General features: G+C 71.0%; 21 protein-coding genes and 1 pseudogene. 12 read left to right on the forward strand and 10 right to left on the reverse strand.

Annotated elements, in window-relative coordinates; translation table 11 throughout:
• Positions 1–12 precede the first annotated feature (12 nt).
• Positions 13–1,668: a serine/threonine-protein kinase gene (locus ACFYWS_RS23305; protein WP_389279637.1), complete on the forward strand. Its 1,656-nt coding sequence runs from the start codon at positions 13–15 to the stop codon at positions 1,666–1,668.
• Positions 1,669–1,673: 5 nt separating this feature from the next.
• Here the strand turns inward: ACFYWS_RS23305 and ACFYWS_RS23310 are convergent, their stop codons facing one another.
• Positions 1,674–2,483: an SGNH/GDSL hydrolase family protein gene (locus tag ACFYWS_RS23310; RefSeq protein ID WP_389279639.1), complete on the reverse strand. Its 810-nt coding sequence runs from the start codon at positions 2,481–2,483 to the stop codon at positions 1,674–1,676.
• A 224-nt stretch (positions 2,484–2,707) separates the two neighbouring features.
• Between ACFYWS_RS23310 and ACFYWS_RS23315 the strand changes: the two genes are divergently transcribed.
• The 5 genes from ACFYWS_RS23315 to ACFYWS_RS23335 all read left to right on the forward strand — a co-directional run bounded on the left by ACFYWS_RS23315 (position 2,708) and on the right by ACFYWS_RS23335 (position 10,116).
• Positions 2,708–3,118, forward strand: a complete 411-nt coding sequence (locus tag ACFYWS_RS23315) for a hypothetical protein (RefSeq protein ID WP_389279641.1) — start codon at positions 2,708–2,710, stop codon at positions 3,116–3,118.
• A 396-nt stretch (positions 3,119–3,514) separates the two neighbouring features.
• Entirely contained in the window at positions 3,515–4,345 is an 831-nt protein-coding gene (locus ACFYWS_RS23320; RefSeq protein WP_389279643.1) for a glycosyltransferase family 2 protein, read from the forward strand.
• Positions 4,346–4,365: 20 nt separating this feature from the next.
• Positions 4,366–5,370, forward strand: coding sequence for a glycosyltransferase family 2 protein (locus ACFYWS_RS23325; protein WP_389279821.1), 1,005 nt, complete (start codon positions 4,366–4,368; stop codon positions 5,368–5,370).
• Between the two features lie 44 nt (positions 5,371–5,414).
• Positions 5,415–6,227 carry a polysaccharide deacetylase family protein gene (locus ACFYWS_RS23330; RefSeq protein ID WP_389279823.1) on the forward strand — a complete coding sequence of 271 codons (813 nt, stop codon included), beginning with the start codon at positions 5,415–5,417 and terminating at the stop codon, positions 6,225–6,227.
• A complete protein-coding gene (locus ACFYWS_RS23335) occupies positions 6,220–10,116 on the forward strand; it encodes a lipopolysaccharide biosynthesis protein (RefSeq protein WP_389279645.1) in 3,897 nt (1,298 codons plus the stop codon). The genes ACFYWS_RS23330 and ACFYWS_RS23335 overlap by 8 nt, the downstream gene beginning before the upstream one ends.
• A gap of 188 nt (positions 10,117–10,304) precedes the next feature.
• Here the strand turns inward: ACFYWS_RS23335 and ACFYWS_RS23340 are convergent, their stop codons facing one another.
• A complete protein-coding gene (locus tag ACFYWS_RS23340) occupies positions 10,305–11,726 on the reverse strand; it encodes a xylan 1,4-beta-xylosidase (RefSeq protein ID WP_389279647.1) in 1,422 nt (473 codons plus the stop codon).
• Positions 11,727–11,899: 173 nt separating this feature from the next.
• On the opposite strand from ACFYWS_RS23340, the gene ACFYWS_RS23345 reads away from it, so the two are divergent.
• On the forward strand, positions 11,900–12,994 hold the full coding sequence (locus ACFYWS_RS23345; protein ID WP_389279648.1) for a DUF5925 domain-containing protein: 1,095 nt from the start codon (positions 11,900–11,902) through the stop codon (positions 12,992–12,994).
• A gap of 72 nt (positions 12,995–13,066) precedes the next feature.
• On the opposite strand, the gene ACFYWS_RS23350 is transcribed toward ACFYWS_RS23345, so the two are convergent.
• Positions 13,067–13,432 carry a GntR family transcriptional regulator gene (locus ACFYWS_RS23350; protein WP_389279650.1) on the reverse strand — a complete coding sequence of 122 codons (366 nt, stop codon included), beginning with the start codon at positions 13,430–13,432 and terminating at the stop codon, positions 13,067–13,069.
• A 71-nt stretch (positions 13,433–13,503) separates the two neighbouring features.
• Here ACFYWS_RS23350 and ACFYWS_RS23355 point away from each other — a divergent pair, with 71 nt between their 5' ends.
• On the forward strand, positions 13,504–14,439 hold the full coding sequence (locus tag ACFYWS_RS23355) for a GNAT family N-acetyltransferase (protein WP_389279652.1): 936 nt from the start codon (positions 13,504–13,506) through the stop codon (positions 14,437–14,439).
• A complete protein-coding gene (locus tag ACFYWS_RS23360; RefSeq protein WP_389279654.1) occupies positions 14,417–14,914 on the forward strand; it encodes a DUF402 domain-containing protein in 498 nt (165 codons plus the stop codon). The genes ACFYWS_RS23355 and ACFYWS_RS23360 overlap by 23 nt, the downstream gene beginning before the upstream one ends.
• On the opposite strand, the gene ACFYWS_RS23365 is transcribed toward ACFYWS_RS23360, so the two are convergent.
• Entirely contained in the window at positions 14,907–15,518 is a 612-nt protein-coding gene (locus tag ACFYWS_RS23365) for a class I SAM-dependent methyltransferase (protein WP_389279656.1), read from the reverse strand. The two genes, ACFYWS_RS23360 and ACFYWS_RS23365, sit on opposite strands and share 8 nt — an antisense overlap.
• 108 nt (positions 15,519–15,626) lie before the next feature.
• Here ACFYWS_RS23365 and ACFYWS_RS23370 point away from each other — a divergent pair, with 108 nt between their 5' ends.
• Positions 15,627–15,764: a hypothetical protein gene (locus ACFYWS_RS23370; protein WP_389279658.1), complete on the forward strand. Its 138-nt coding sequence runs from the start codon at positions 15,627–15,629 to the stop codon at positions 15,762–15,764.
• A 10-nt stretch (positions 15,765–15,774) separates the two neighbouring features.
• On the opposite strand, the gene ACFYWS_RS23375 is transcribed toward ACFYWS_RS23370, so the two are convergent.
• From ACFYWS_RS23375 to ACFYWS_RS23390, 4 genes are read right to left on the reverse strand one after another with little or no spacing between them, the layout of a single operon-like run.
• Positions 15,775–16,251 carry a GNAT family N-acetyltransferase gene (locus ACFYWS_RS23375; protein WP_389279660.1) on the reverse strand — a complete coding sequence of 159 codons (477 nt, stop codon included), beginning with the start codon at positions 16,249–16,251 and terminating at the stop codon, positions 15,775–15,777.
• The gene (locus ACFYWS_RS23380; protein WP_389279662.1) at positions 16,248–17,756 is read right to left on the reverse strand and encodes a tripartite tricarboxylate transporter permease; all 1,509 of its coding nucleotides are present in this window, start codon (positions 17,754–17,756) and stop codon (positions 16,248–16,250) included. Before ACFYWS_RS23380 ends, ACFYWS_RS23375 begins: the two co-directional genes overlap by 4 nt.
• A gap of 1 nt (position 17,757) precedes the next feature.
• On the reverse strand, positions 17,758–18,288 hold the full coding sequence (locus tag ACFYWS_RS23385) for a tripartite tricarboxylate transporter TctB family protein (RefSeq protein WP_389279664.1): 531 nt from the start codon (positions 18,286–18,288) through the stop codon (positions 17,758–17,760).
• Positions 18,285–19,268, reverse strand: coding sequence for a Bug family tripartite tricarboxylate transporter substrate binding protein (locus ACFYWS_RS23390; RefSeq protein ID WP_389279825.1), 984 nt, complete (start codon positions 19,266–19,268; stop codon positions 18,285–18,287). Before ACFYWS_RS23390 ends, ACFYWS_RS23385 begins: the two co-directional genes overlap by 4 nt.
• A gap of 136 nt (positions 19,269–19,404) precedes the next feature.
• Here ACFYWS_RS23390 and ACFYWS_RS23395 point away from each other — a divergent pair, with 136 nt between their 5' ends.
• Positions 19,405–20,094 carry a response regulator gene (locus ACFYWS_RS23395; protein ID WP_389279827.1) on the forward strand — a complete coding sequence of 230 codons (690 nt, stop codon included), beginning with the start codon at positions 19,405–19,407 and terminating at the stop codon, positions 20,092–20,094.
• Between the two features lie 185 nt (positions 20,095–20,279).
• Positions 20,280–21,188 (forward strand): lytic polysaccharide monooxygenase, encoded by a 909-nt coding sequence (locus ACFYWS_RS23400; RefSeq protein ID WP_389279666.1) that lies wholly within the window; start codon positions 20,280–20,282, stop codon positions 21,186–21,188.
• Positions 21,189–21,267: 79 nt separating this feature from the next.
• On the opposite strand, the gene ACFYWS_RS23405 is transcribed toward ACFYWS_RS23400, so the two are convergent.
• A complete protein-coding gene (locus ACFYWS_RS23405; protein ID WP_389279667.1) occupies positions 21,268–22,245 on the reverse strand; it encodes a hypothetical protein in 978 nt (325 codons plus the stop codon).
• Positions 22,242–23,813 (reverse strand): annotated as a pseudogene (locus ACFYWS_RS23410) (OB-fold nucleic acid binding domain-containing protein); the annotation flags it as partial. The pseudogene ACFYWS_RS23410 and the gene ACFYWS_RS23405, both read right to left, overlap by 4 nt.
• Positions 23,814–23,866 lie beyond the last annotated feature (53 nt).

Below are 23,866 nucleotides of genomic sequence, written 5' to 3' on the forward strand. Positions count from 1 at the left end.
GTCTTCCCACGAATGGGGGCGCCCGTGGTTGAGCGTGTGGTCGCCGGAAGGTACCGGCTGCTCGACCCCCTCGGCGAGGGCGGCATGGGCACCGTGTGGCGGGCCCGCGACGAGGTGCTCGGGCGCGAGGTCGCCGTGAAGGAGGTGCGCGCGCCCGCCGGGCTCCCGGACGCCGAGGTGCAGCGGATGTACGCGCGCCTGGAGCGGGAGGCGTGGGCGTCGGCGCGGATCACACACCGCAACGTCGTGACGGTGTACGACGTGGCGACCGAGGAGGAACGGCCCTGGGTCGTCATGGAGTTGATCCGTGGCGTCTCCCTCGCCGAGCAGCTGGACGCGGAGGGGCCGATGGCCCCGGCGCGGGCCGCGCACATCGGCGCCGAGGTGCTCGCCGCGCTGCGCGCCGCCCACGGCGTGGGCGTGCTGCACCGCGACGTGAAGCCCGGCAACGTACTGCTGTCGAACGACGGCAGGGTGGTGCTCACCGACTTCGGCATCGCCATGGTCGAGGGGACGCAGGCACTCACCATGACGGGCGAGGTCATCGGCTCGCCCGAATTCCTGGCGCCGGAGCGGGCGTTGGGGCGTACACCGGGGCCCGAGTCTGATCTGTGGTCGCTCGGTGTGCTGTTGTACGCGTCCGTGGAGGGGCACTCGCCGTTCCGCCAGGACACCCCGCTCAGCACGCTGCGGGCCATCGTGGACGAGGAGTTGCCGCCGCCGCGCCGCGCGGGGCCGCTGGGGCCGGTGATCGAGGGCCTGCTGCGCAAGGATCCGGCCGAGCGGACCCCGGTGTCCGAGGCCGAGCGGGACCTGCGCATCGTCGGTTCGGGCGGCACTCTGCGCGCGGGCCCGGTGCAGGCCTCCCCGCTCGCCGCGCAGCCGACGGTGACGTCGCGGCAGGCACCCGTGCCCACCCCTCCCCCGGCTCCCGCACCGATGGGCTCAGCCCGGACGGCCGCCACGACTCCGGTGACCACCGGGCCGGACCCCCGGTACCCGCGCCGCGCCTCGCTGGCCATGATCGCGGGCATCGTGGTCCTCCTCCTCGCCATCGGAGGACTCACGTACGCCCTGCTCAACCGCGATACGAACCCCAACTCGAACAACGGTGGCGGCACGTCCGGGGGCGGGAACAGCGGGGGCAGTACAAGTGGCGACAAGGGAGGCAGCGGGGGCGGCAACGGCGGGGACAACAACGGCGGTAACGGCGGCGGTTCCACCGGCGGAGGGAACGGCGGCGACGGCGGTTCCGGAAGCGGCGGACACACCACCACCCCGGCCCAGTCCGTCCGGGTCGACGTCCGGGCGGTGCGCGGCAGTTACTCGGGCCCGTGCCCGCCGCCGGCCGCCGCCGCCCCTGCGTTCGCCGCGGCGATCACGGTGGGCCGCGCCCCGGCCTCCGTGCAGTACCGCTGGGTGGTGAAGGGCGGCGAGGCCTCGGACCCCGGCTGGAAGACGCTGAACGTCCCCAAGGGCGCTGCGAACAAGGCCCGTACGGTCACCACGACGCAGACCCGCCACGAGGAGGGCGGGACGCTGCGCGACCAGATCGGTGTCGAGGTGCGCGGTCCGGTGGCGGCGACGTCCAACTACGTCTCGTACGCGATCACGTGCGAGGTGGTGACCCCGACGAGCGGGGCCACCACCGGTTCACCCACGTACTGAGCCGCCTACGCGGCGGAGGCGAACACGGGCAGGTAGCCGCCCGACTGTCCGGCGGCCGTGGGGTGGTACGACTCGCCGATGTCCGCCCAGTTGACGCTGTGCAGCCACGAGGCGCCGGAGCAGATCTCGTGCCCGGCAAACGTGGTGGTCACGTCGCCGAAGGCGAAGCCGCGGGTCGCGGCGTTCTGCTTGATGGTCGAGTTGAGGAGGTCCGCGGCGCCGTTGATGGCCGAGCGCTCGTTCTCGGAGAGGCCCGCCGCGCAGGTGCCGCTGAGCTTGTAGAAGCGGGGGTAGCCGAGCACCACCACGCGGGCGGCGGGCGCCTTGGTGCTGATCGCCGAGTAGACGTCGGAGAGCCTGCTCGGCAGGGTCGAAGTGACGTACGCACGGGCCTCGTTGACGCGCTTGACGCAGGTGGACTCGGAGTACAGGACGCAGGTCGTCATGACGTCGGCGAAGCCCGCGTCATTGCCGCCGATGGAGATCGACACGAGGCCGGTCCCCGCGCCGAGCGGGCCGAGCTGGTTGGCCATGACATCACCCGTACGAGCGCCCGAGCACGCGGTGAAGTTAAAGCTTGAGGGTGAGTGGGCAGCCGCCCACAAGGCGGGGTACGCCTTCGTGGAGCGCTTGCAGGCACCGCTGCCGGCGTCGTAGCTGCCGGCGCCGACGCCGGAGGAGTAGGAGTCGCCGAGGGCCACATAGCCCGTGGGCGCTGCGGAGTCGGATGCTTGCGCGGCCGTCGCCCCGGTCAGGGCTGCCACCGCGGCAAGGACGAAAGAGGAGACGTGGGCCGCAATCCGGAAAGATCTCATGGAACCTCCCTTTAGCAGGATCGACAGGGTCTCTGTCGCCCGCTCGCGTTGCAGGTTCATGCCAGGGATATGACATACCCTCAGCTCACCGGCGCTACGCCCGTAGAGGGCCACTCAACTGGACCGCAGGGCTCCGGAGTTGGACCGGTGGCGTCCTTGACGCCGGCCCGGGACTGCGCCACATTGAAGCCCGGCATCCGGCGCGTCGGGGGGCAAAGTCGCCAATGCAGACCATCGGCATCAAGCCGTCTTCATCGGACGGTCCTTACCTGCTCGCGGGGGCGGGCATCGTCGCGGGAGGCGCGGGTCTCGTCCTGGCGCTCTCGCACGCCGGATCCCCGCTGCGCGGACCACTCGCGCTCTTCTTCCTGCTCGCCGCGCCCGGCGCCGCGTTCTCGGCCGCGTTGCGCGGTCTGGACCCGTGGGCCCGGGCGCTCACCTCGGTGGCCGGCGCGGTCGCGGTCGTCATGCTGGTCGCCCAGGGGATGCTCGCCGTGCACCGCTGGTCGGTGAACGGCGGGGTGCTCACCGTGGCGACACTCAGCGCTTCCGCTTTTCTTCTGCAATGGATCGTCCGGCGGCTGCGTGGGGGCGCGGCCCAGGAGATTCGTAAACGGATCGGGAAAATCCACTAAGAGGGGACGCAAGTTAAGGGAATGGCCAAAACTATAAAAACGTGAGGCCTCGTTCCAGGTCTTGCCATACAGTCTCAATCATCAATACCGTCGTACATCCACCCGCATCGGACCTGTACGAAATGCGATCTAGGGGAGGGACCGAGGTCGCGAGGGTCCGGGGCGGGGCGCGGCAGGGGGGTGCCGCGTTCCGGTGAGCCGTTCGCTTCGGCGTCCACGGCAGCCGGGTCGCGTGCCGCGCGACCGGTCCGACAAACCGGTGTGTACAGCCAGCTCACCCGGCCTTTACGGAGAGCTCTTCCGGCATGGCCGTATGTGAGAACCCCCCTTTCGAACCGGACACGAAGCCGGACCGCCCGGGGGCGGGCGGTCCACCGGACGAGAGGGACCAGACTCATGAGCAGTTCCGTTGTGCCTCCGGTGATACCTGAGGGGACACCGCCGGAAGGCAGAATTCCCGCCCGTTACCGGGCCATCTCGACACACCTTGCGATCGCGCCGCGGGTCAGCGTGGTCATTCCGGCCATGAACGAGGCGGAGAATCTTCCGTACGTCTTCAAGACCCTTCCCGACTGGATCCACGAAGTCGTTCTGGTGGACGGCAATTCCACCGACAACACCGTGGAAGTGGCCAGAGAATTGTGGCCGGAAGTCGTGGTCGTACCGCAGCGCGGAAAGGGCAAGGGGGATGCCCTGATCACCGGCTTCAAGGCCTGCTCCGGCGACATCATCGTCATGGTCGACGCGGACGGCTCCGCCGACGGCCAGGAGATCGTCTCCTACGTCTCCGCGCTGGTCTCCGGCGCCGACTTCGCGAAGGGCTCGCGGTTCGCCAACGGCGGCGGCACGGACGACATGACGCCCATCCGCAAGCTCGGCAACTGGGCGCTGTGCTCGGCCGTCAACGCCAAGTTCGGAGCCCGCTACACCGACCTCTGCTACGGGTACAACGCGTTCTGGCGGCACTGCCTCGACGAGATCGACCTCGACTGCACGGGGTTCGAGGTGGAGACCCTGATGAACATCCGGGTCGTCAAGGCCGGCCTGAAGGTCCAGGAGATACCGAGCCACGAGTACCTGCGCATCCACGGCGCCAGCAATCTGCGCGCCGTCCGCGACGGCCTGCGCGTACTCAAGGTCATCGTGAAGGAGCGCTCGACCCGCCGTGCTCTGCGCGGCAGGCAGACCCCCGCGAAGCTCAACCTCGTGCGGGGGGACGGGTCTTGACGGAGCGAAACGGCACGCGGATGACGGCGTCCGTCGTCATCTGCGTGTACACCGAAGACCGCTGGAGCGACATCCTCGCTGCCGTCGACTCCGTGCGCGCACAGTCGTACGCCGCCCTGGAGACGCTCCTCGTCGTCGACCACAACCCGGCCCTGCTGGAGCGTCTCGCCGAGAAGTTCGACGGCGAGCCCGACATCAAGGTGCTCGCGAACGCGGGGCCGCGCGGGCTCTCCGCCGGGCGCAACACCGGGATCGCCGCCGCGCGCGGCGACATCATCGCGTTCCTCGACGACGACGCCGTCGCCGAGCGGGAGTGGCTGCACTGGTTCGCCGACGGATACGCGGATCCGCGCGTCCTCGCCGTCGGCGGGCACACCGAACCGATCTGGGCCTCGGGGCGCAGGCCCCTCTGGTTCCCTGCTGAGTTCGACTGGGTGGTGGGCTGCTCGTACAAGGGTCTGCCGCGCGGCAAGGTCGAGGTGCGCAATGTGCTCGGCGGCAACGCCTCGTTCCGGCGCGGCGCCTTCGACATCGCGGGCGGCTTCGCGACCGGCATCGGCCGGGACGGCGACAAGCGCCCGCTGGGCTGCGAGGAGACGGAGCTGTGCATCCGGATCACGCGGGCGAGACCGGACGCGGTGCTCCTGATCGACGACCGGGCGGTCATCCACCACCGGGTGCCGGCCGGGCGCGAGCGCTTCGCCTATTTCCGTACACGCACCTACGCCGAGGGCCTCTCCAAGGCGCTCGTCGCCCGAAGTGTCGGCGCCGACAAGGGACTTGAGACCGAACGCGCCTACTCGACGCGGGTACTGCCGGTGGGAGCGGCGCGCGGAGTACGGGACTTCGCGCTCGGCCGGGCCGGGGGCGCGGGCCGCGCCGGGGCGATCGTGGCCGGGGTGCTGACGGCGGCCGGGGGCTACGCGCTCGGCAGCTGGCGGGCACGCGGCGGCGGCGCGACATTCACCGTGGCGGAGATCGACGCGCCCGCCAAGGAAGTCGGGAGAACGGAGGCGGCGGCGTGAGCGTGCAGCAGCGGAGGTCCGACGGCGGGTCCGTACCGATCCTCATGTACCACGCCGTCTCCCCCGACCCGAACCCCGAGACCCGTCAACTGTCGGTCTCACCTGCCCAGTTCGCCGAGCAGATGGAGCTGCTCGCCGACCACGGCCGCACCCCGCTGACCACCGGCGAGCTCGCCGGGATCTGGCGCGGCGGCGGCCGGGCGCTCCCCGACCGGCCCGTCCTGATCACCTTCGACGACGGCTACGAGGGCGTCCACACGCACGCCCTGCCCAGCCTCGCCAAGCACGGCTTCGCGGCCACCCTGTTCGTCTCGACGGGGTGGCTGCGCGGCGCGTACGACACCGGGGGCGGGCTCGACACGATGCTCGACTGGAACCAGGTGCGGGCGCTGGCCGGGCAGGGCGTGGAGATCGGCGGGCACAGCCACACACATCCGCAGCTCGACCAACTCGACGACACCGACCTGGAGTTCGAGCTGCTGCGCTGCCGGGAGATCGTCACCGGCGAGCTGGGGCGGGCGCCGGTCTCCTTCGCGTATCCGTACGGTCACTCCGACCGGCGGGTGCGGCAGGCGGTGCGCGCGGCCGGGTTCGCCCAGTCGCTCGCCGTCGGCAACGCGCTCGCCCGCCGCCCGCAGGGGCCCTACGCCCTGCGGCGGGTCACCGTGCGCCGCTCGACCGACGTCACCGAGTTCGAGCGGCTCGTCGAAGGCCACGCCATCGGCCGCGCCTTCGCCCGGGACCGCGCCCTCACCAAGGGCTACGCCGTGGTCCGCAGAGCCCGGCAGGGCCGCCGGAAGGCGGCCGCCCTGATACCCGGCCCGCTCCGCCAGAAGGGCCCACGTACCCGTGTCTGACACGACGACCACCCGCGCCAAGACCGGCCCGGCCACCACGACCGACGCCGGATCCCCGGCCCCCGCGGCCCGCCGGCTCAGGCTGCCCGGCATACGGCGCGGCAAGAAGGGCACAGAAGACGGCATGGGCGGGTCGGGGGGCGGGAGCCAGCTGTTCCGGAACGCCTATGCGCTGATGCTGAACACGGGCATCTCCGGCGTGCTCGGCGTCGGCTTCTGGCTGGCCGCCGCGCACTACTACACGGCGGACTCGGTCGGTCAGGGCTCGGCGGCGATCGCGGCGATGAAGTTCCTCGCGGGCCTCACCGCCGTGACGCTGACCGGGGCCCTCGCCCGCTTCATCCCGGTCGCCGGGCGTGCCACCGGCCGGTTCATCTTCCGTACGTACGCGGGGAGTTCGGCGGCCGTCGCGTTCGCCGCGCTGATCTTCCTGCTCACGCTCGACGTGTGGGGGCCCTCGTACCGGTTCCTGCACGGGACGCTGAACGGGCTCGGCTTCATCGCCGCCGTCGTCGCCTGGTCGCTGCTCACGCTGCAGGACGGGGTGCTCACGGGGCTGCGCAGCGCGCTGTGGGTGCCGGTGGGCAACACGGTGTTCTCGCTGGTGAAGCTGGGGCTGCTCGTCGCGTTCGCGGCGTCGTTCGCTGCGACCGGGGTGTTCGTGTCGTGGGTCGTCGCGATCGCGTTCTCCGTGATTCCGCTGGGCCTGCTCGTGTTCCGGCGGCTGGTGCCGCGGCACATCGCAGCGACGGACGGCAAGGCGGAGCCACCGTCGCTGCGCGAGATGGGCCGGTTCCTCGCGGGCGACTACACGGGCTCGCTGTTCTCGCTCGCCGTCGTCTACCTGATACCGGTGATCATCGCCTCGCAGGTCAGCTCGGCGGACAACGCGTACTTCTACATCGCGACCACGATCGGCGGCACGGTCAACCTGCTGGCCATCAACATGGGCGCCTCGCTGACGGTGGAGGGCTCGCACGACCCGGCGCAGCTCGCCGCCAACACCCGGGCCGCGCTGCGCCGCATGGCCCGCATCATGCTCCCGATCTGCGCCCTGCTCTTCCTTCTCGCCCCGTACGTACTGCATGTGTTCGGGGCGGAGTACTCGGACGCGGCGACCCCGCTGCTGCGCTGGTTCGCGGTCGGGGCGGCGCTGCGGGTGGTCATGGAGACGTACTTCGCGGTGCTGCGCGCGCAGAGCCGCACCTCCGGACTCGCTTGGCTGCAAGGCCTGTTGTGCGTGCTGGTGCTCGGTCTCACGCTGCTGCTCCTGCCCCGGATGGGGCTCACCGGCGCGGGCGTCGCCGAGATCTCCTCGCTCGCCGTGATCGTGGCGATCGCCGCGCCGAAGCTGTGGCGTGTGGTGCGCGCCGCGCCCGCCGAGCCGACGACCGAGGACGCGCCGCCCGACGGCGACCTGGCCGATCTGGGCACGCCGAAGACGCGGACCGCCACGCAGGAGCGCCCCAAGTGGGCGCTGCGCGACGCGATGGACTCGGACACGCTGAAGCTCGCGGTGCAGCTGAACCTGGACCACCAGGAGCGCCGCCCGGACGTCCGTCCGGGGCCCGTGACACCACCGACGGGCACCCGCATGCCCACGTGGGTGACGAAGTCGCCTCCCCCGCCCGCCTCCGGCTCCGGCTCCGCCTCCCAGGCGTCGAGCGACATTCCCGGGGAGGACGACTCGGCTCTCCGTCCCGACCCGTACCCGGAGGCCGTCGACCTGGCCTTCGACCCCGAACCCGAGTCCGCGCTCGGCCCCGACCACGAATCGGACCTCGAAAACGAACCCGGACCTGGCCCCGGCCCGGCCGCGGAGCAGGACGCGGCCGCCCCGGCACGCTCCGCCCGGCCGGCGGAAAGGCGGCCGCTCACCCCCACCGTCGTCGTCCTCGCGCTGCTGCTCGTGGCGGCCGTCGGCCTCTACTGGGGGCCCGTCCTCGGGATGGGCGAGGCCGATCTGGACCGGATGGGCGGGCTCGGCCTGATCTCCGTCCTGTCCCCCGTCACACTGCTCGGCGCGGCCCTGCTCATCGGCGTCTTCGCCTCGCTCCTGTGGCTCGAACGCCCGCACAAACGCCTGCTGCTGCTCACGCTGCTCGCCACCGTCGTGTCGCTGCACGCGCTGCCCGCCGTCATCGAGGCGGAGCCGCGGTTCGCGACGGCCTGGCAGCACCTGGGCTTCATGGACTACATCGACCGCACCGGCTCCGCGGTCCCCGACCTGGACGCCCGCTGGAGCTGGCCCGGCTTCTTCGCCGCGGCCGCGTTCCTCGCGAAGGCCTGCGGCGTCAGCGATCTCACCGAGGTCATCCGCTGGTGGCCCACGGCCATCCAACTCCTCTATCTGGCACCGATGTTCCTGCTGCTGCGCTCGGTACGGGCGAGCTGGCGGGCCAAGTGGTCCGGTGTCTGGATCTTCGTCCTGAGCGGCTGGGTGGGCCAGGACTACTTCTCGCCGCAGGGCTTCACGTATCTCCTCTATCTGGTCTTCGTGGCGATCCTGCTGGTCTACTTCCGGGCGCCCCGCATGCTGTGGGCGAACCGGCGCCCCGGCGAGACCGAGGTCACGCCGACCGACAGACGGCAGCGCGCGGTGCTGCTCGTCGTCCTGATCGCCCTGTTCGCGGCGACGGTCCCGGCGCACCAGCTGACGCCGTTCGTGATGCTGGGCGTCCTCGCGGTCCTGGTCCTGGTCGGCAGGTCGGAACTGCGGGGCCTGCCGCTGCTGTTCGGCGTCATCGTCGTCGTCTGGCTGGGCTTCCTCGCGGAGCCGTACTGGTCGGGACACTTCAACGAGCTGTTCGGCGGGCTCGGCGGCGTCGGCGGCAACGTGACGTCCTCGGTCTCCGGCCGTATCCAGGACGGCAGTTCGAGCCACAAGCTCGTCCTCTACACGCGCGTGCTGCTCGCCGGATCCGTCCTGGCGTTCGCCTGCTGGGGCTGGTGGCGGCGCCGCGAGTGGAAGTACCGCGAGCGCTCGCTGCTCGTCCTGGCCTTCGTACCGTTCCTGGGCTTCGGCATGCAGTCGTACGGCGGTGAGATGGCGCTCAGGGTCTTCATGTTCGCCCTCCCCGGCGTCGCGCTCCTCGCCGGGCTCGCGCTCTTCCCGCGCACCGGCGTCACGGCGAAGGAGCGCGACAAGGACCGCATCAGCCTCGCCCCGCTGGCCGCGCTCATGGCGGGCCTGGTGCTCATGGGCGGGTTCCTGGTGGCCCGCTGGGGCAACGAGCCGTTCGAGCGGATCCGCCCGGGCGAGGTCGCCGCGATGGACTACGTCTACGCCCACGACGATCCGACCGTACGACTGCTGTGGATGAGCAACGACACGGTCGACAACGTCACGCCCTCGCTGCCGTGGGGCGCCCGCGACATGGAGAAGGTCAACTACGTCCCCACGCTCGCGCCCGCAGACCCGGTGCTGGTCGGCGGCCTCGTCAAGGCACTCAAGGACGCGGGACCCAACTCGTACCTCATGCTCAACAAGAGTCAGATCGTCTACCTCCAGATGGACGTCGGCTACTCCAAGGCCTGGCCCACGCGCCTCGTCGAGAACCTGGACCGGCGCGAGGAGCTGAAGAAGGTCTACGTCAACGCGGACGTGACCATGTACCAGCTCCGCAAGGAGCCGACGGGCAAGACCGCGAAGGCCGAACCCGGGCCGATCGGGCCGCAGATCACCTGGACGCCGTGGTCACTGGTAGGCGCGCTCGCGGCCCTCGCCCTGATCGTGCTGCTCACGGCACGCGAGGTGGTACGAGTGGCGATCCGACCGAGCGTGCGCCAACTCCGCTGGCTGCAAAGCACGTTCTGGTTCTCACTGCCCCTGCTCGCGGTGGTACTGGCCTCACTGATCCAACGATTCATCACGATGGGCCTCAACTGAGCCCCCTCAAGCGGCATTCATCGCCCCATCACTTCAGCGCCCAGCACCGACCGACCCATCTCAAGCCCTGGCGCCCATCGACCCATTCAAGCCCCGGCGCCGATCGACCATCTCAAGCCCCTGCGGCGATTGAGCAGCGGGGTCCGGGGCAGAGCCCCGCGACCGCAACGCCGTCGACCGCGGGGGCCCTACCGCCGCAGCCACTTCACCTCGTACCCCCGCATGGGGAACCGCTTCCCGTCGATCTTCGCGCTGATCGACCGCTTCAGCGTGTTCACGACGAGCACCGCCTTGTCGTCGGCGAGCACCCGCACGTTCGGCACGTCGTCCTTGGCCACCGACACCTTCTCGAACCTCGTGCCTGGCCCGAACTCCTCGTTGAACCGCGACACCAGCCCGTACATCGGCAGCGCGCCCCCGCCGGAGGCCCGGTCGGTGGGCCGCCACAGGCAGCCGGCGCAGCCCGCGCCCTTCTCGTCCTCGGGGTTCCAGTAGAACCCCGACGTCGCCCCGCCCATGGCCATAGCGATTATCCCGGAGGCCTGCACGGCGACGCGGTGCGGCTCACTCCAGCCCTGCCGCTCGTCCCTGCTGTCGGCGGGTTCCACGTAGTACTCGGCCCACCACAGCGGCAGCCCGTTCGTCTGCCGCTCGATCCACTCGCTGACGTCGGTGAACTTGTCGGTGGCGGCGAACTCGTCGGGCAACAGCTCGTCGTCGTTCGTGTAGCTGGACCCGTCGACGACGACGAAATCGGCTCCCGCCTTGTTCTTGTTCCAGTACTCGAAGGCGTCGACGATCCGCTGGTCCATCCGCCCCCAGGCACCCTTGACGACATCGGACCCGCCGTCGCTCTGCTTCGGATGGAGGCTGTCCATGACGAGGTAGGGCCCGCCGACCATGATGTCCTTGCGGACGTTCTTCAGCGCCTTGTAAACGAGGTTGTAGAGCTTCGTGTACCCCTCGTAGTCCCAGCGGCCCTCGCCGTCGTTCCAGAAGCCCTTGAACTCGTTCCAGACGATGAAGTGCCGTACGTACGGGTACCGCTTGGCGACCGTCGCCGCGAGGTTCGCGTAGTCCTTGTAGTGCTCGGGCGACGGCGCGGTTTCGAGGGACGCCTGGCTCCAGTCCGTGTTGCCGACGCCCGCCTTGCCGCCCTTCATCCAGTCGGGCGCGCAGCACAGCGTGACCACGGGCGTGCCGCCGGACTTACGGACGAAGTCGATCCGCCGGTCCATCTCCTCGAACTGGTAACGCCCCTTCACCGGCTCGGGGTTGCTCGCACCCCAGCCCATGATGTGCTGGTTCTGCGGCATCGGCCGCGCGCCGAGCAGCTTCTCCGCGCGCTCGGTCGCGGCGGACGCGCCTTCGTCGGCGGAGAACTGCGTGTGCGTGAACCCCCAACCGACCTGCGGCCCCAGCTCTTTGGGCGGCTCACCGGGCGTGCCGTGCACCCTGTCACCGTCGGGGGTGGTGCCCGCGGTGCTGTTCTTCCCGTCCGGAAGCGTGCTGATCACGGTCAGCACCAGGGCCAGTACGGCCATACCCACACCGAGCAGAGCGATGAGCCGCCATCGCCGCGCCCCCGATTCCCACCCATGACGTCCCATCATGGACAAGAATAACGAGGGGAGTTGGCGGAAGGACCAGCTCCGTTGCCACGGACTCGTAACGAGGTTCGATAGCCGGGGCCCGCGTGTCGGCCGGTACGAGGCCGGTACGAGGCAGGGGCACGCTGCGGAAATTGCGTGCGGGAGACCCGTTCGTGCCGGATCATGGCGGCATGTCTGCGAACCCATTCGACGCGCTGCCGGTCCGGCTGGGCGTCGACGACAGCGATTCGCCCTCCGACGTCGTCGACGCGCTGTTCCTCGGCCGCTTCGCCACGGGCGAGCAGCCCTACTCGCACGCGATGAACATCGACCGGGTGCGCTCCGCGGCGACCCTGCTGCCGCCGAACGCGCGGGTGCTGCGCTCGGCCCGCGACGACGACCGCAGCGCGACGCTCGCCGAGGGCGACGGATGGACGCTGCTCATCTCCCGGTGGAGCAGGGGCGCGGACGTCACGGTGACGGCGACGACGGCGGAGCTGGCGGAGAAGGTCCTGGGGCAGGCCACGGACGGCGCGGCCGACGAGCCGGAGCCGCAGCCGGAGCACGTGGCGATGGGCTTCTGGTACGTGTCCCCGCGCCGCGGCCCGCACCGTACGACGCGACAGATCTCGGCCGGTACATGGGAGGAGGTGCGCCCCAACTACACGGCGCCGGTCGCCGAGGCGATGGACGAACTGATGAAGATCCGCCCCGAGGACATCGCGGGCCGCCTGCTCCTCCTGCACGGCCCTCCGGGCACGGGCAAGACGTCCGCCCTGCGTACGCTGGCGCGCTCGTGGCGGGACTGGTGCCAGGTCGACTGCGTCCTCGACCCGGAGCGGCTCTTCTCCGACGTCGGCTACCTGATGGACATCGCGATCGGCGAGGACGACGGCTCGGCGAACGGGCGCTGGCGCCTTCTCCTCCTGGAGGACTGCGACGAACTGATCCGCGGCGAGGCGAAGCACACGGCGGGCCAGGCCCTCTCCCGTCTGCTGAACCTGACGGACGGCCTGCTGGGCCAGGGCCGCAACGTCCTGGTGGGCGTCACGACGAACGAGGACCTGGAACGCCTCCACCCCGCGGTGGTCCGCCCCGGCCGGTGCCTGGCCCGCATCGAGGTCTCACCCTTGACCCGCCGCGAGGCCACGGAGTGGCTCGGCACGGACGAGGGCGTGAGCCGCGAGGGCGCGACCTTGGCGGAGTTGTATGCGCTGCGGCGCGGCATCTCCCCGACGTCGGTCCCGGACCAGCGGGGAGACCGGGAGGCGGGGCTGTACCTGTAGGCCCCCGTCCCCCTACGCCACGGGGCTCCGCCCCGGACCCCGCGCCTCGAACGCCGGCGGGGCCTGATGTGCCTACGCGTACGTCGCGCGCACCGCGTCCCGCGCGGCGGACAGCGCCGCGTCCTCCGACAACCCGAGCCGCCGCACCCGCTCCGCGTACGCCTGCGCCGCCGTCACGGCCTCCCGCTCCGCCGCGTCCCCGGCCGCCGCGACGAACGTCCCATTGCGGCCCCGCGTCTCGATCACCCCGTCCGTCTCCAGGGCCCGGTACGCCTTGGCCACCGTGTTCGCGGCGAGGCCGAGCTCCTCGGCGAGGCCGCGCACCGTGGGCAGCTTGTACCCGACGGGCAGCGCCCCCGACCGGGCAAGCTCGGAGATCTGGGCCCGCACCTGCTCGTACGGCGCGCCACTGTCGTCAATGCGGATCTTCAAGGTCACGCGGTCGATTCTCCCGCAGCACCGAAAAATAGAAGGCACCCGGTCGCGCGCGGCGCGTAGCGTACGCCGCCATGACCGTGATCGTGCGCACGCTGCGCCTCGACGACCCGGCCGACACCGAGGGCTTCGCCCGGATCCGCCGGGTCTGTCTGCCCGCCATGCTCGCCACCGCCGACTCCGTGGCGCACGACGCCACGCACACCCATCCCGACGCGCACTACCGCCAGTTGGTCGCGGTGGCCGACGACGGCGAGCTGGTCGGCACGGCACAGGTCGGCATCGCACACGACAGCCCGGAGCCCGGCCAGGGCTACGCCAACGTGTATGTGCATCCCGCGCACGAGGGCCGCGGCGCGGGCGCCCTGCTCCTGCGCACCGCCGAGGAGCACCTCGCGCGGCACGGCGCGGTGCAGGTGTTCTGCTGGTCCCTCGATGGCCCGCGAAACCTGGCGTGGGCGGCGGCCCACGGCTACACCCGGAGCCGCTCCGCGCACTTCCTGCGCCTGGACCTGACCGCCGACGCCCTGCCGCCACTCCAGCTTCCGCCGCCCGGCGTCGAATTGCGTACGGCGGCGGACTACGCGGCGGACCCACGCCCGATGTTCACGCTGGACGCGGAGACGGTGGCCGACGAACCGGGCGACGTCGGCGCCGAACTCACCGACTACGCGCACTGGTTGACGCACAACTGGCGCCACCCTCTCTTCAACCATGAACTGACGACGGTAGCGGTGGTGGACGGCCGCCCGGCCGCGTTCACACGGGCCCGCACGGACGGCGAGGGCCGCTATCAGACGGGCATGACCGGCACGGCCCGTGCCTTCCGCGGCCGCGGCCTCGCCAAGCTCGCCAAGAACGACTCCCTGCACCGGGCCCGCGTCGCCGGCATCACGGTGGCGTACACGGGAAACGACACCGGCAACGAGCCGATGCTCGCGATCAACAAGTGGTTCGGCTACGAGACCGACGCGACGGAGGTCCGCCATGTCCGCACACTCGACATCTGAATCCGAGGAACTTCTGGTCACGCTCGTCAAGGCGGGCCGCACAAAGATCGGTTACCCGGCGCGGCTGCTGTCCGACGACGGCACGCACGTCACCGTGCGCGCCGACTGGGCCGGCGAGGGCGTGCGCGACTTCGGCTTCGTCCGCTTCGAGCCGGGCGACGTCTTCACGGAGCACTACTGGCGCGACCGGTGGTACGCGGTCAAGGAGGTCCGGGCGGGCGACGGCACCCTGAAGGGCTGGTACTGCGACATCACACGGCCCGTGGTCCGCGACGGCGCCACCCTCCTCTCCGAGGATCTCGACCTCGACCTGTGGGTGTCGGCCGACGGCTCCCAGGTGATCCGCCTGGACGAGGACGAGTTCGCCGAGAGCGGCCTCGCCGACCGGGACCCGGAGGCCGCGAAGGCGGCGACGCGGGCCCTCGACGAGCTGGAACTCCTGGCGAAGCGGGGCGCATTCCCACCCCTCACGTAACAGCGACCACCGCGTACCGCTCGTCGGCGACCTCCCGCCCCCACAGCCGCGCGTCCCCCGACAGAGGCTCCCGCCGGACGTCCGCGACGAGCGGCGCGAGCGCGTCCAACAGGCGGGCCGCGGGTATCCCGGCCGGGCTCACCTCCCCCCAGACCCCCTCCACCAGGACGAGCCGTCCACCGGGCCGCAGCAGCGACACCCACCGCCTCAGCACGGCCTCGGCGTCGGGCAGCGCCCACAGCACGTGCCGGGCGAGCACCACGTCGTACGCTCCCTGCTCCACCGGCGGCTCCGCAGCGTCCCCGAGCAGGAACTCCGCGTCACGCCCCGCGAGCTTGCGCCGGGCGCGCTCCAGCATCTTCTGCGCGCCGTCGACCCCGGTCACCCGATGCCCCCGCTCGGCCGCGAGGAGTGACAGACTGCCCGTCCCGCACCCGAGGTCGAGCACGGCACATGCCTCCTCCGGCAGCCATCCCGCAAGCCGTCCCGCCCAGGCAGCACGCACTTCCGGGTCCCGCAGCCCGTGATCCGGCTCCTCGTCGAAGCCGTCCGCCGCCGCGTCCCAGTCGATCGGTCCCTCGGCCGTTCCCCCACATGACGTCATGCCCCCATCGTGACAAGCACCACTGACAATTGCGCTTCGAAGGGGGACGCTCCGGGAACAGGTCTACAACGGCACCACGTTGGAACCCGTGTGGGTACAGGAGGCATCATGCGCCGAGTGACCATGCACAAGCCGACCGGATCGAGCAGCATCAGGCGTCGGCTGCGCGAGGACGCGGCCGACCTCAAGCGCGAACGTCCGGAAGTGCGCAAGGACGTCCGCAAGACCTGGTGGCCCGACGAGTGAGCGGGGCCGGTCAGATGTCGCCCAGACCCAGCCGCTTGCGGTAGTGGACGCGGTCGTAGGGGCCGTCCGTGCGGCGCTCCACGAGCTCGTATCCGTAACGCGGGTACAGCTCCTGGTTCTCCCACATGAGTGCGTTCGTGTAGAGCTTCACTTCGGGCAACCCGAGCGCTCGCGCATGCTCCTCCACGAAGGTGAGCAGGCGGCGGCCCACCCCCTGCCCGTGGGCGTCTGGGTGGACCGCGATGCTGTCGAGGAAGAGATGGTCGGGGCGGGCCTCCACCACGACCAGGCCGGTGACGTCCGGGTCCCCCGTGACGTGCACCAGGCCCGCCGCCACGTTCGCCGCGTGGTCCGCCTCCATGGGTGCCGGCACGACGCCGATGCGGGCGATGTAGTGGTGGTACGCCGCGTCCGTGACCGCCTTGACGGCGGGCACGTCGGCGGCGGTCGCCCGGCGGATCCCGGGTTCACGGTTCTCGTTGGTCATGTGGTCTTGTCTACGTCACTTCGCCTCCCGCGCACCACCAGCTTCTTCAGCAGCGGCCACGCCACGATGAGCAGGACGACGGCGTAGACCGTCACGGAGAACGGGGTGTTGACCAGTCCGCTGACGCTGCCGTCGCTGATCTGGAGGGCGCGGCGCAGTTGTTGCTCGGCGTTCGGGCCGAGGATGACGCCGATGACGGCGGGCAGCACGGGCAGTCCGTAGCGGCGCATGCCGAAGCCGATGAGGCCGATGATCAGCAGGATGACGAGGTCGATGGCCTCGCCGCCGACCGCGTACGCGCCGACCGCGGCGAAGAAGAGGATGCCGGCGTAGAGGTACGGGCGGGGGATGCGCAGCAGCTTCGCCCAGACCGGGGCCAGGGGGAGGTTCAGGGCCAGCAGCAGCACCATGCCGACGAAGAGGGATGCGATCAGGCCCCAGACCAGGTCCGGTTCGCGTTCGAAGAGCAGCGGGCCCGGCTGGATTCCGTACTGCTGGAAGGCCGCGAGCATGACCGCGGCGACCGCGGTCGTGGGCAGGCCGAGAGTGAGCATCGAGACCAGCGTGCCCGCGGCTGATGCCGAGGCGGCCGACTCGGGGCCCGCGACGCCTTCGATCGCGCCCTTGCCCCACTCGTCCTTGTGCTTGGACAGGCGCTTCTCGGTGACGTAGGAGAGGAACGTGGGAATCTCGGCGCCGCCCGCGGGGATCGCGCCGAACGGGAAGCCGATGAGCGGGCCGCGCAGCCAGGACTTCCAGGTGCGTTTCACGTCCTGGCCGCCGAGCCAGGGGCGGCCGACCGGGATCGCCTCGCCGCTCGTGCGGCGCAGGTGGGCGGCGACCCAGAGGGCCTCGCCGATGGCGAAGAGGCCGACCGCGACGATGACGACGTCGACGCCGTCGGCGAGCTGCAACGAGCCGAAGGTGAGCCGTTGTTGGCCGGTCATCTGGTCGAGGCCGACGAGCCCGATCGTGAGGCCGATCAGCAAGGACGCCAGTCCTCGTACGCGCGACGAGCCGAGCACCGAGGTCACCGCGATGAACGCGAGGACCATGATGGCGAAGTAGTCGGGCGCGCCGATGTCGACGGCGAGCGAGGCGACCTTCGGGGCGAGGGCGACCAGCAGGATCGTGCCGATCATGCCGCCGGCGAAGTGGCCGATGGCGGCGGCCGCGAGGGCCTGCGCGCCGCGTCCGGCCTTCGCCATGGGGTTGCCCTCCATGGCGGCGACGACGGCGGCGCTCTCGCCTGGGGTGTTGAGGAGGATCGAGGTGGTCGAGCCGCCGAACATGGCGCCGTAGTAGATGCCCGCGAACATGATGAACGCGCCGGTGGGTTCGAGTCCGTACGTCACCGGGAGGAGCAGGGCGACGGCCATGGCGGGGCCGATGCCGGGCAGGACGCCGATGGCCGTGCCGAGCAGGACGCCGATGGCGGCCCAGAGGAGGTTGATGGGGGTGAGGGCCGTGCCGAAGCCGTCGAGGAGGGAGTTGAGGGCGTTCATCTCACAGCACTTCCATCAGGGGGCCGCCCGGCAGGGGGACGCCGAGCAGGTTGTTGAAGAGGACGAAGGTGATCAGGGAGAGGCCCGCGGCGATCAGGGGGTCGCGGGTCGTGTGGCGGCTGCCGAGCGCGTACGCGGCGCCCCAGAACAGCAGTGCGCCCGCGAGGGGGAAGCCGAGCGGTTCGATGAGTACGGCGGTGGCGAGGAAGACGCCGGCGAGCAGCAGTACGGTGCGCCAGTCGGCGGGTTCGGACAGGTCGATGTCCTCGCCGGCCTCGGCCTCTCCCCTGCCGCCGCGCAGTACGTCGACGGCGAGGAGGACGGCGACGGCGAGGAGTCCGATGCCGACGGCGATCGGCACGGTCTTCGGGCCGACGGGTCCGCGCTGGGCGATGTCGACGTTCATGGTGAGCGCGTCGGTGAGGACGAGGACGCCGAGCGCCAGCAGCAGGACGCAGACGCCGAGTTCGGAGTGTTCGCGCAGCCAGGTCCTGGGGGTCCGCGGTGCTTCCTTGGTCTCGGTGAGGGTCACAGCCCCAGCTCCTTCAGTACGGACACGACGCGCTTGTCCTCGGCGTCGAGGAACGTCCCGAAGTCGTCGCCGACGAGGAACGCGTCGTCCCAGCCGTTGGTCTTCAGCGACTTCTTCCATTCCTTGGAGGCGTGCAACTTCCGTACGAGGTTGGTGAGTTTGTCGCGTTGGGTGCCGGAGAGGCCGGGCGGGGCGACGATGCCGCGCCAGTTGGTGAAGTCCACGTCGTAGCCGGACTCCTTGAGGGTGGGTCCGTCGAGGCCCGCGGCGCGTTCGGGGCCTGTGACGGCGAGGAGGCGCAGTTCGCCGCTCTTGATCTGGTCGAGGTACTCGCCGACGCCGGAGACGCCGAAGGCGACCTTGTTGCCGAGGATGGAGGCGAGGAGCTCGCCGCCGCCGTCGAACGGGACGTAGTTGACCTGCTTCGGCTGGATGCCGGCGGCGCGCGCCATCAGCATGGGTGCCAGGTGGTCGGGGCCGCCGGGCGAGGAGCCGCCGCCGACGGGCAGCTTGCCGGGGTTCTTCTTCCAGGCGTCGATGAGCTGCTTGATGTTCTTGTACGGGGAGTCCTTCGCGACCACGACGACATCGGGCTCCTCGGTGAGCCGGGCGATGGGTGTGGTGTCGGCGAGGGTCTTCGGGGAGTGGTTGGAGCGGGCGGCGCCGACGACGCCGAGGCCCATGGACATCGCGAGTTTTCCGTTGCCGTGTTCGCCGACGAGGCGGGTGAGGCCGACGGTGCCGCCTGCGCCGGGCAGGTTGAACACCTCGATGTTGTGGGTCAGTCCGGCGTCCTCGGCGTTCTTGGCGGCGGTGCGTGCCGTGATGTCGTAGCCGCCGCCGGGAGTGTTGGGGACCATGAGGCGCAGGCCGGGGATCTGGGTGCCGGTGTCGGCGCCACTGCCCGTGGTGAGCAGCGGTGGCGCCACCAGGACGAGAGCCGCGGCCCCGAGCAGGGCGAGAGGTGTGCGCAGGCGCACGTGTGCCACCACCTAGTTCTGGGTTGTGAGGTGGCCCACATGTTGCCCACGCGTTAACGGACTGTCTCCCTTCCGCAAGCAACGGACGTTGTGGTCCTTGTGGTCGCGCACCTACTCTGCGCCAGTGACAAAGGTCTTGATCAAGGTCTTGATCGTGGACGACGACTTCATGGTCGCGAAGCTGCACAGCCGGTATGTGTCCGCGATGGACGGGTTCGTGGTGGCCGGGGTGGCGCACAGCGGCGCGGACGCGTTGCGCGCCGCGGAGTCGTTGCGGCCCGATCTGGTGCTTCTGGACGTGTATTTGCCGGACATGGACGGCATCGAGGTGCTGCGGACGTTGCGCGGTGCGGAGGAGCGGGATCCGGCCCGTACCGCGGTGGACGCGCTGTTCATCACGGCGGCGCGGGACGCGGAGGTGGTGCGGGCGGCGCTGCGGGCGGGGGCGCTGCACTATCTGATCAAGCCGTTCAACCAGGCCGCGTTGCAGGAGCAGTTGAGGCATGTGGCGGCGCTGCGGACCCGCCTCGACGATCTGGACGAGGCCCGTCAGGAGGACGTCGACCAGATCTTCGGCGCCCGCCCGCCGGGTTCGAGGGAGCTGCCGAAGGGGCTGGCCGCGCACACCGCGGATCTGGTGGAGCGGACGCTGCGCGCCCATCCGGCGGGGCTCTCGGCGACGGAGTGCGCCCAGGAGGCGGGCACGCTGTCGCGGGTGAGCGCGCGCCGGTATCTGGAGTTCTTCGTGGGGACGGGGCGGGCGCGGGTGTCGCTCCGGTACGGCGGGACGGGGCGTCCTGAGCGGCGGTATCGGTGGGTGTCCTGAGCGGAGTCTGAGGGGCGCCTTAAGGGGGCCATAAAGATCCACTCGGAGCGCTCCCAGGGGCCGAACGGGGCGCTTTTTCGGGCTAACTTCCTTGCCGCACCCCCCAATGCACTCGATGCACTCGATGCACTCGATGCACCCGATGCACCCGATGCACCCGATGCACCCGATCAAGGAGTACCTCCATGTCCGTAAGCCGTCGCAAGCTCGCCGCGTTCACCACGGTCGGGGCGATCCCCCTCGCCCTCACCGCCCTGTCCGCGGCGCCCGCGGCAGCGCACGGCACGCTCGGCGATCCGGCCAGCCGGGTCGCCGCCTGTTACGCGGAGGGCGCCGAGAGCCCCACGTCGGCGGCGTGCAAGGCGGCGGTCGCCGAGGGTGGCCCGCAGGCCCTGTACGACTGGAACGGCATCCGGGACGGTGCGGCGGGCGGCAAGCACCAGGAGAACATCCCGGACGGCAAGCTGTGTTCGGCGAACTCGGACGAGTTCAAGGGCATGGACCTGGCCCGGGACGACTGGCCCGCGACGAAGGTCGCGGCGGGCTCGTACACCTTCAAGTACAAGGTGACCGCCCAGCACAAGGGCACCTTCAACCTCTACATGACGAAGCAGGGCTACGACGCGTCGAAGCCGCTGAAGTGGTCCGACCTGGACCTGTCGAACCCGGTCGCGACGAAGACGGACCCGGTGGCCTCGGGCGGCTACTACACGTTCTCCGGGAAGCTCCCGGACCGCACGGGCCGCCAGCTGATCTACGGCATCTGGCAGCGTTCGGACAGCCCTGAGGCGTTCTACTCCTGCTCGGACGTGACGTACGGCGGTGCGTCCACGGCCGCCGCCGCGGCCGAGCCCTCGGAGCAGCAGATCGCCGCGGACGCCGACAAGTCGACGGTCGACCACAGCGGCATGGACATGGGCGACGACGCCAACGCGCCCGCGGCACAGGGTGGTTCGGAGAACCTCGCGGAGACGGGTGGCGACTCCACCACGCCGTACATCGCGATGGGTGGCGCGGCCGCGCTGGCGATCGGCGCGGGAGGCCTGTTCACCTCGATGCGGCGTCGCGCCGCGGGTGGCCGGCACGGCCGCTAGCCCAATTCCCTTGCGGCGATTGAGCCTCTTAAGCCCCTGCGGCGATTGAGCAGCGGGGTCCGGGGCGGAGCCCCGGGGGTCAGGCCGCCGCAGGGCGGACCGCGTCCGGGCCGAATTTGGTCCGGGCGCGGTCGACGACCGCCTCGATACACCGGGCCCGCTCGTCCGCCGGGTCGAACAGAAGCTGGCGCGAAGCCCGTTCCGCCGGGACCAAGTTGTCGGCCCGCAACGCGAAGGACCGCACACGGGCCCGCTGCAACCCGAGCCGGTCGTGGAGCTCGTACGCGAGCGAGGTCAGCGTCGGGGTATGGGCGGACGCCTCCCGCAGGGTGCGGGTACGCGTGGTCGTGCTGCGGTCCACGTAGCGCACGCTGAGCGTGAGGGCGCGGGCCGCCTGTTCCTCGGCGCGCAGCCGCAGGCCGAGCCGGTCGGTGAGCGCGAGCAGCGCGGACCGCTGCCGGTCGCGGTCCAACTCGTCCTGCGGGAAGTCGTGTTCGACGCGGATCGAGCGGGCGGGGGCCGCCGGGACCACCGGTGTCGGGTCGAGGCCGCGGGCCGCGTCGTACAGCCGGCGTCCCGCGGCGGCGCCGAGGATCCGTTGCAGGGTGCCGAGCGGCGCGGCGGCGATCCGGCCGACGCTGTCGAGTCCGTACGAGGACAGGGTGCGGGCGGTCGCGGGCCCCACGCCGTGCAGCGCGGCGGCGGACTTGTGGGCGAGAAAGGCGGCGACCGCGTCCAGGTCGTCAGGCAGCTCCCGCACCGCCGACGGCGGCCCGTCGACGGCGACCATCCGGGCCAGCATCGGATTCGCGGCGACGCCGATGGTCGAACGCAGCCCGTAAAGACCTCCGGTCCGGGCCCGGATCCGCTCGGCCAGAGCCACCGCGTCCGTGCCGAAGTAGCGCAGGCCGCCCGTGACGTCGGCGAGCGCGGCGTCCGGCGGCAGTGCCTGTACGAGGGGTGTGAACTCGGCGAGGAGGGCGAGCAGTCGGAGGTAGAGCCGCTCGTCCGCCAGGTCGTGGAAGTGGACGTACAGGACCTGCGTGGTCTGCGTCATCCCGCGCTCCCCGGGCTCTGGTGCCACAGCTTGCGGCTCTGCTTGACGGATTCGCCGGGTGGTTGCAGGTCCGCCCAGGGGTGCAGGGTGTAGCCGGTCTCCAGGTGGATGCCGCGGCCGTCCGTCGCTTCGGCCGTCGCGGGACGCTCCGCGGTGAGCCGGTCCGTGACCGCGGACAGGCCGCCCGTGCGGCGCAGTTCGGCGAGTTCGGCCAGGTCCCAGGCGGCGGATCCGGTGACCGAGAGGGCCTTGCCGCTGCCGCCGCCCCTGCGCTGCACCACGCCGCGTACGAGGAGCAGCCAGGAGTGGAAGACGGTGTGCGCGGCCGCGTCGTGGCTGTCCTCGAAGAACGCGCAGTCGACGAGGCCCGAGGTGTCGTCGAGCGTCGTGAAGATGACGCGTTTGCCGGAGCGGACCGGCGGTGTCTGTACGGCGCCCTTCGCGCCGGCGACCAGGACCACCTGTCCGTGCGGCAGGTCCTTCAGGCGGTGCGCGGAGGCCACTCCCAGTTCGTCGAGCAACTCCCGGTGGTCGCCCAGGAGATGGCGCGAGGTGTCCATGCCGAGCACGCCGAGTTCGGCGCCGAGCCGTTCGGCGTCGTCGAGGTCGGGCAGCTGGGCGGGGGCGACCTCGGCGGGGGCCTCCCCCGTCTCGCCGAGAGCCAACTGGCCCTGCGCGCCGCCCCGTCCGCTGCGCTGCGACTCGGCGATGTGCAGCATCAGGTCCCGCCGGTTGCGCCCGAAGGCGTCCAACGCGCCGACCTGCGCGAGGCGTTCGGCGACCGGGCGGGACGGGCGGGCGCGGGAGAGGAAGTCCTGGAGCGAGACGTAGGGGCGTCCCTCGACGACCCGCTCCGCCTCGGCCTCGCTCATGCCGCGGACATCGCCGAGCGCGAGCCGGATCCCATGGACGAAACCGCCGAAACGGCCGGAACCACCCCCATCATCAGACACCAGTTCGATTCGATAGGCCGGATCCGACGCGTTCACATCGAGCGGCAGCACCGGCACCCCCCACCGCCGCGCGTCCGCGAGCAGCAGCCGCTTCGGGTACATGCCGGGGTCGTGCGTGAGCAACCCGGCGTAGAACGCGGCCGGATGGTGCGCCTTCAGCCACGCCGACTGGTACGAGGGCACGGCGAACGCGACGGCGTGCGCCTTGCAGAACCCGTACGCGCCGAACGCCTCGATGATCTCCCAGGTCCGCGCCACGACCTCCTCCTCGTAGCCGCGCTCGCGGGCCCGCTGCTCGAACCAGGCGCGCACCCGCCCGAGCTGGTCCGCCTTCGAGAGCGCCCGCCGCGTGTAGTCGCCGAAGGCGAGGCTGCACCCGGTCATCACGTTCAGGATCCGGATGATCTGCTCGTGGAAGACGACCACGCCGCACGTCTCCTCCAGCGCCTCCTTCAGATCCGGATGCGGGTACGCGGGCGCCTGCTTGCCGTGCCGTGCCTTGATGAACGGGTCGACCATGTTGGCCGCGACCGGTCCGGGGCGGAACAGCGAGATGTCCACGACCAGGTCGTGGAAGGTCTCGGGCAGCAGCCGCGCGAGCAGATCACGCTGCCCCGTTCATTAGTCAAGTCATGTGTCGGGTTTCTATGTGTCGGCTTCCCCGCGTG

This window comes from Streptomyces sp. NPDC002795, assembly GCF_042888725.1.
Lineage (GTDB): Bacteria > Actinomycetota > Actinomycetes > Streptomycetales > Streptomycetaceae > Streptomyces.